The organism is Bacillus cereus group sp. N6 (genome assembly GCF_016483705.1).
GTDB classification, from domain to species: Bacteria; Bacillota; Bacilli; order Bacillales; family Bacillaceae_G; genus Bacillus_A; species Bacillus_A wiedmannii.
On sequence record NZ_JAEHBI010000102.1, the window covers coordinates 1 to 5,797 of the forward strand.

Below are 5,797 nucleotides of genomic sequence, written 5' to 3' on the forward strand. Positions count from 1 at the left end.
CTTTTTATCAGTGTTGACACATAAAAAGAGGTTCAGACACAAAAACAGGCTGTGGAGAAGACTTTCTCCACAGCCTGGAAAGAAAGCGACTGATAAGAGTCGCTTTCTTTTTTTATATTCCGCCTAGTTTCATTCCAAGGAATGCAAAAAGGATACCAATAATATAAGTAGCACTTAAATATAGAAATAGTATGCCAAAGTTTTTACGATTGAAGAGCTGAATGGACTCTAGTTTAAATGTTGAAAACGTCGTAAAGGCACCCATAAATCCAGTACCTAATAATAATTGCCAACCTGTAGTGACTCCGTTGCCAATTATATATCCGAGTAAAAACGCGCCTGTTATATTAATGAGAAATGTAGCAATTGGAAAGGAAGTTTTATTTCTTTTTTTAAACCAATTACTAATTGCAAATCGTGTAATAGCACCGAAAAATCCACCTGTTGCCACTAATAAAGCTTCTATCATAAGTGATCACCTTCCGTAAGATGTTTCTTAATTAAGAAATCACCTAGTGTATAGCCAAGACCAGACATAATGAGACCACCAAGTATGCTGCATGATACATATAAGAAAGCCGTACCCCATTCAGAAAGATGGATTAGTTGCACAGTTTCTACACTAAATGTTGAAAACGTCGTAAAGGAACCGATGAATCCAGTCCCAATGCCTGTGATAATTTCTGAAGGCAAGATGTTTCTCCGAGCGATATAGGTAGTCAGCCACGCTAATAAGAAGCAGCCGAGTAAGTTGATGAGCAATGTAGCTAGCGGAAATGAATGATTCCATGAAGTATGAATAGTAAGACCTAAATAATAGCGAGAAAGGGCTCCTAATATACCGGCTATGCCAACGATAATATAAATCAATTTCTTCACCTCTTTAAATAGCTTGCTCAAAAAAATAGACTCCTACCAGTAGTTATACTGGTAGGAGTCATTAGCTAAGCAGCAGTTATGGCGAACTCCATCGCCTATGATTATTACATATAGTGTACTAAAAATTGCGTAGAATTTCCAGTGAAGAAGTGGAGCTGTTTTGTATGTATGTGATGGTTTAAGATAGATAATTTATACTTATAAACTAAATATAGTGATATAAGGTTTTTGATATGATAAAATGTTTCGTATGTCTGTCATTCGCTTCAGTTAACTGAAAATAAAGAAAAGTAAAATTGGTAGTTTTAGAAAAGGAGTCGTTCGTTTGAAAAAATTATTAAAAATAGTACTTATATGTATTTTAGTAGGGGTGGGAGTTGTAGGTGGTTTTTTAGCGTATATGACACTTACAAAAGAACAGCCGGCTAATGTTATAAGTTTGAAGGTGGAAAATAATAAGGAACGCGTGTTAGCGCTTGGAAATGAATTTAAAGTTACAACATTTAATATTGGATATGCTGGATTAGATAAGGATCAAGACTTCTTTATGGATGGTGGAAAAGGTTCTGGTTCAAGTAGTAAAGAGCAAACGGAAACGAATTTAAAGAAAATGCTTTCGTTTTTACAAAATGAGAATAGTGATTTTACGTTATTACAAGAAGTTGATATAAAATCAATGCGATCTTTTGATGTAAATGGGCATGAATTTTTGAAAAAAGGATTACCTGATTATGCTTCGTCGTTCGGAAAGAACTATGATACAAAATGGGTCCCTGTACCAATTACAAGTCCAATGGGATATGCGGAGGCTGGATTAAGTACGTTTTCTAAATATACAGTTCAAGCAGCGCAGAGGTTCCAGCTTCCTGGAATGGAACCTTGGCCAAAGCGTTTGTTTGATTTAGATCGAGCGATTGTTGAGCATAAGATACCTGTTAATAATGGGAAGTTTGTGAGACTCGTAAATTTACATTTGTCTGCGTATGATGAAGGCGGGAAAATTAGAAAACAGCAAGTAGAGTTTTTAAAAGAATATATGAACAAGCATTATGAAAATGGTGATTACGTAATAATGGGCGGAGATTGGAATCAATTACTTTCGAACGCTCAGTTAAGTGATCCGAAGTTTGTGAAAGAGCGTCCTGAGTGGTTAGTAGGGTTACCAAAGGACTTTACTGATGGTGGCTTTAAGTGGGCTGTAGATCCGTCTGTTATGACGGTGAGAGATGATGTGAAGAAGTATGTGGAAGGTGAAAACTTTGTCACGATTATTGATGGTTTTATCGTTTCACCGAATGTGGAAATTGTAAATGTACAAGGGAAAGATTTAAAGTTTGAAAATAGCGATCATAACCCAGTAAGTGCGGTATTTAAGCTGAAGTAATCTATATGTATAAGTAGAAGGTGGGGCTTCATATATGGAGTGGTTAAAGAGAACTTGTTTTTCTAACCTGGAGAAAGAATCACAGAAAAATCATTTATTGCTGTTCATTACGATTTGTAGTTTCTTTCTTGGAATAATCGCGATTGGGTATTACGGATATATTTTTACAGAGAGAGCAATAGCGTTTTGGGTTTGTGGTATTTCAGTTGTTGTATTTGGAACGCTGTTTACTTTTATAGAAAGCATGGAAGCGATGTATAAATATATCATGACATTTATGTTGCTTATTATGTCTTTCATTATGGTACAAGCTTTTAATGAAAGTCCGGCTGTATTTCAAATGGTCTACTTTACATTAGCAGTTTCACTTATTTATTTAAGTGAACGTCTCGTTATCATTCTCGGCGGAGTGGCGGTTATTATCACATTTATTCTTTGTAGTTATTGGCCGGAGCAATTTTTTGCTTATACAGCGGCATCTGAAGCTGCAAACTTCGCAAGCTTGTTAGCGATCGTAACGATTGCAATGTGGGGCGTAACGAAGATTGGCTCTAATTTGTTAGCTCGTTTAAGTGATGAGAAGCAAGAAGTAATGAGGAAAACTCAGGAGCTAGAAGAAACGCAAAGACTGATTGAGGAAACGGTTGGGAAACTAGATAGTAATTTCAATCACTTAAGACAAAATATGAATACATCGATGGAGTCGATGAGTGAAATTAATTTTGCTTTTGAAGAGGTGGCAGTTGGCACTCAATCACAATCAGAGATGATGTCACGTTCAGTAGAAGTATTGAACGATATGGAAGGGAATATTGAACAAATCATTTCGCAAGTAAGAAATGCATCGACTCGTGTTGATGAAAGTTTAGAGATTTCAAAGGGTAGTGTACATACTTTGCGAAATTTTGAAGCGAATATGAGAAGTTTAAATGATGTTGTTTCACAATCAGGAATTATATTTAGAGATTTAATGATGCAGTCGAAGCAAATCAACGAAATTGTAGATGTAATAACGAATATCTCAAGTCAGACGAGTTTGCTAGCTTTAAATGCAAATATTGAAGCGGCAAGAGCAGGCGAGCATGGAAAAGGATTTGCTATTGTAGCGAATGAAGTATTAAAGCTTGCCGAAGAATCAAATCGCTCTGCGGGGAGAATTCAAGGTATTTTGAAGGAGTTTAGTAATCAGGCAAGTAAAGTGGAAGTACAGGTAGAAAAATCAGAAAAAGTACAAGAAGAATGTAATGAAATGCTAGCAAGTGTTTTAACAAATGTAACGGATTTAGGGAAGTTTATTGATGCAATTAATGATGTAATGAGAGAGATTGTTGGTCATCAAGAAAACTTGCAGGTTAAAACGACGAATATCGTAAAGGATGTTACACATGCTTCTAATGTAATTCAGCAAACTTCTGCGGCTACGGAAGAAGTGTTAGCAAGTGTGGAAGAAGAAAAACATCGAAATGATATGTCGGTGAAGACGTTGCATACTGTTAGCGAGCAAGTGAAGTTGCTAGAAAATATTTTAGAAAAGTAATATCTCTTAAAAAGGGCACACCATGTGTGCTCTTTTTTCATTTAAATGAATACTTGGTAGTAATTTAATTGCTTTTCTGCGCGTTTTCTGCCAAGCTTAAGGAGATAAACTGAGACTTTAATTAGTGGGGCTATACGCTACTGATTATTAGTTGAACCCCGCAAATAGCGGAATAAAATACTTCAAAGAAAGAATTATATAGGTGACGCATATGATCGAAGTTAAGACTTCTGAACTTAGTGATGGAGAATTTAATAGAGGGGTATTTGCAACTCGTGATATTAAAAAGGGTGAGTTGATTCACACAGCACCAGTTATCTCTTATCCGAATGAACAGCATGAACACATTGAGAAAACGTTACTTGCTGACTACGCATTTGAGTATGGGGTAAATCATACAGCATTCCTTTTAGGATACGGCATGTTATTTAATCATGCATATAATCCGAATGCAACGTATGATATTGTCTTTGAGAATCACACGTTTAACTTCTTTGCTTACAAAGATATAAAAGCGGGAGAAGAGATTCTAATCAATTATAATGGTGAAGTTGATGACGATGAGCTATTATGGTTTGATAAGGAAAAAGAAGAGAACGAAAAGTAAATTATAATAAGTAATAAAAAAGATGCTTTTACATAGGTAAAAGCATCTTTTTTATTGATGAAAATAAAGTAAAGATTACAAAAAAATACCACTTTATTTTCGTATGGTATAGTAAGATACTGAAGGATAGTGTTTTGAAAAAGTAATATATTTTACAAATTGTTGTCTTTCTGATGACATGTCAAGTTTAGTAGCCCATTTGGGTTGCTTTATTATGCAATATATATTTTAATATGAGTGGCACCTCTTATAAATTAAGAGGTTTATAGGTGTCTCGAATTGATTTTGGGTACACTGTATCCACCACTTTAGGTTCGTTCATGTATGTGGGGATATTATGGGCCCGTATAACGGGATAAAAAGAATATAGAAATAGAGGAATCGTAAAATGAATATGCAAGAGGTTTATAAATATTTAAGTACGGTATTGCCTGAAGGTCATGTGAAACAAGATGAAATGTTAAAGAATCATACGCATATTAAAGTTGGTGGAAAAGCAGATGTGTTCGTTGCGCCGACAAATTATGATGAAATTCAAGAAGTTATCAAATATGCTAACGAATATAATATTCCAGTTACGTTTTTAGGAAATGGATCGAATGTCATTATTAAAGATGGTGGAATTCGTGGGATTACCGTAAGTTTAATTCACATTACAGATGTGACTGTAACAGGAACGACGATTGTGGCACAGTGTGGTGCAGCAATTATTGATGTATCACGTATTGCATTAGATCATAATTTAACGGGTCTTGAGTTTGCTTGTGGTATTCCAGGTTCAGTTGGTGGAGCTTTATATATGAATGCTGGCGCATACGGCGGTGAAGTATCGTTTGTATTAACAGAAGCTGTCGTAATGACAGGTGATGGAGAGTTACGTACTTTAACGAAAGAAGCATTTGAATTTGGATATCGTAAGAGTGTATTTGCAAACAACCATTACATTATTCTTGAAGCAAGATTTGAGCTTCAAGAAGGTGTGCGTGAAGAAATTAAAGAAAAAATGGATGATTTAACGTTTAAACGTGAATCAAAACAACCTCTAGAATATCCTTCATGTGGTAGTGTATTTAAGCGTCCACCAAATAACTTTGCTGGTAAATTGATTCAAGAATCAGGACTACAAGGTAAGCGAATTGGCGGAGTGGAAGTTTCTTTAAAACACGCTGGATTTATGGTGAATGTTGATAACGGAACAGCACAAGATTACATCGATTTAATTCACTTTGTACAAAAGACTGTTGAAGAGAAATTTGGCGTGAAGTTAGAGCGAGAAGTAAGGATTATTGGAGAAGATCTATAATAATCTTTGAATGTAACTACTCAGCTTCCTCACGGAAGCTTTTTTAATTTTACTAGTTTCATATGCCTCTCATTTGTAAATACTGAG

General features: G+C 35.3%; 6 protein-coding genes and 1 riboswitch. Of the genes, 4 read left to right on the forward strand and 2 right to left on the reverse strand.

All coding sequences use genetic code 11. The annotated features are described in order from the left end of the window. Positions 1 to 112: 112 nt before the first annotated feature. Together crcB (JDS99_RS29610) and crcB (JDS99_RS29615) are read right to left on the reverse strand one after the other, a co-directional pair. Positions 113 to 469 (reverse strand): fluoride efflux transporter CrcB, encoded by a 357-nt coding sequence (gene crcB / locus JDS99_RS29610; RefSeq protein WP_088064776.1) that lies wholly within the window; start codon positions 467 to 469, stop codon positions 113 to 115. Beyond that, positions 466 to 870 carry a fluoride efflux transporter CrcB gene (crcB, locus tag JDS99_RS29615; RefSeq protein WP_179211913.1) on the reverse strand — a complete coding sequence of 135 codons (405 nt, stop codon included), beginning with the start codon at positions 868 to 870 and terminating at the stop codon, positions 466 to 468. The genes crcB (JDS99_RS29610) and crcB (JDS99_RS29615) overlap by 4 nt, the downstream gene beginning before the upstream one ends. A 54-nt stretch (positions 871 to 924) precedes the next feature. Next, positions 925 to 984, reverse strand: a riboswitch (Fluoride riboswitch). A gap of 220 nt (positions 985 to 1,204) precedes the next feature. Here crcB (JDS99_RS29615) and JDS99_RS29620 point away from each other — a divergent pair. The 4 genes from JDS99_RS29620 (at position 1,205) to murB (ending at position 5,710) form a co-directional block, all read left to right on the forward strand. Then, on the forward strand, positions 1,205 to 2,263 hold the full coding sequence (locus tag JDS99_RS29620) for an endonuclease/exonuclease/phosphatase family protein (RefSeq protein WP_199696333.1): 1,059 nt from the start codon (positions 1,205 to 1,207) through the stop codon (positions 2,261 to 2,263). A 34-nt stretch (positions 2,264 to 2,297) separates the two neighbouring features. Further along, positions 2,298 to 3,800, forward strand: a complete 1,503-nt coding sequence (locus tag JDS99_RS29625) for a DUF4077 domain-containing protein (RefSeq protein WP_199696334.1) — start codon at positions 2,298 to 2,300, stop codon at positions 3,798 to 3,800. A 211-nt stretch (positions 3,801 to 4,011) separates the two neighbouring features. Then, a complete protein-coding gene (locus JDS99_RS29630) occupies positions 4,012 to 4,407 on the forward strand; it encodes an SET domain-containing protein (RefSeq protein WP_199696335.1) in 396 nt (131 codons plus the stop codon). Between the two features lie 388 nt (positions 4,408 to 4,795). Then, a complete protein-coding gene (gene murB, locus JDS99_RS29635) occupies positions 4,796 to 5,710 on the forward strand; it encodes a UDP-N-acetylmuramate dehydrogenase (RefSeq protein WP_048542427.1) in 915 nt (304 codons plus the stop codon). The last annotated feature ends 87 nt before the right edge of the window (positions 5,711 to 5,797 follow it).

Excerpts from the sequence above, each read along its gene's own strand:
- crcB (WP_088064776.1), bottom strand. The coding sequence starts at position 469 with ATGATAGAAGCTTTATTAGTGGCAACAGGTGGATTTTTCGGTGCTATT.
- JDS99_RS29625 (WP_199696334.1), top strand. The coding sequence starts at position 2,298 with ATGGAGTGGTTAAAGAGAACTTGTTTTTCTAACCTGGAGAAAGAATCA.
- JDS99_RS29630 (WP_199696335.1), top strand. The coding sequence starts at position 4,012 with ATGATCGAAGTTAAGACTTCTGAACTTAGTGATGGAGAATTTAATAGA.
- murB (WP_048542427.1), top strand. The coding sequence starts at position 4,796 with ATGAATATGCAAGAGGTTTATAAATATTTAAGTACGGTATTGCCTGAA.